The 1,011-nt window shown below is 60.3% G+C and carries 1 protein-coding gene and 1 pseudogene; one reads left to right on the forward strand and one right to left on the reverse strand.

Features of this window, described 5'->3' with window-relative positions:
• The coding region (locus tag NW835_RS05200) for an SDH family Clp fold serine proteinase (protein ID WP_414414703.1) at positions 1-646 on the forward strand (646 nt) is incomplete at its 5' end.
• On the opposite strand, the pseudogene NW835_RS05205 reads toward NW835_RS05200, so the two are convergent.
• Positions 643-1,011: pseudogene (locus NW835_RS05205) on the reverse strand (J domain-containing protein); the annotation flags it as partial. The gene NW835_RS05200 and the pseudogene NW835_RS05205 sit on opposite strands and share 4 nt — an antisense overlap.

Genomic DNA, 1,011 nt, shown 5'->3' on the forward strand with positions numbered 1-1,011 from the left:
GGCGCTATCCCTCCCCACCCGGGTGGGGAATCCCGCGCCTTACGTTGATTTAATTCTGCACACCCCTGGCGGCCTGGTGCTGGCTACTGAACAAATTGCCCGCGCCCTTATTCGCCATCCGGCCAAGGTAACGGTATTTGTGCCCCACTACGCCATGTCGGGGGGGACGATGCTGGCCCTGGCTGCCGATGAAATTGTCATGGATGTCAATGCTGTCCTAGGGCCGGTCGATCCGCAGATAGGGGGCTACGCTGCCGCCAGCATTTTGCAGGTGGTGGCGGAAAAACCCATTGCCGAGATCGACGACCAGACGCTGATCCTGGCAGATCTGGCCCGCAAAGCGATGCAACAGGTACAGAACTTTGTGCGGGAGCTGCTCAAGGACGAGGTGCCCAAGCGCAAAATTGCCCCCGAACGCGTTGAGCCCCTCATCCAGGCTCTGACCAGCGGGCGGGTAACCCACGACTACCCGATTACGGCTGAAGAAGCGCGGGAGCTGGGCCTGCCCATCTCCACCGAGTTGCCGCCCCAGATCTACGCCCTGATGGATCTCTACCCACAAGCCAGCATAGGCCGTCCTTCCGTGCAGTACATTCCTACCCCCTACGATTCCCGCCCCTCTCCACCCGGCAGCCGGTCTCGCTAGGGCGAACTCTGGGCGTAGGTGTCCATGGCTTCTCGACGCAACCCTTCCGCCCGTCGAAACAGCTCTTGCCCGGTGTGCAGGTGGCGATCGTCGAAGTTCAGCGGGAAATAGCTCAGCTCCTCCAGGGCATCTTCCAAGTGGTTGAGGGCATAGTAGAGGCGAGAAGCCACCCCCCCTAGGCTGCTGGGATTGGGAAGGCGGCGAAAGATCTGCTGAGCTTGGGTCAGTTTCTGCGTACACTCCTCCAGATACAGGCCAAAGGCCTCCAGCAAATCGGGATCGAAAGGATCTGCCGCCAAGGCATTTAACTGCGGCCTGAGGGAAGACAGTAAAGGCCCCAAAACTCGGTTCAGAGGAGTGTAGAC

Origin of the sequence: Synechococcus sp. OH2 (assembly GCF_047462155.1) — a bacterium.
Lineage (GTDB): Bacteria > Cyanobacteriota > Cyanobacteriia > Thermostichales > Thermostichaceae > Thermostichus.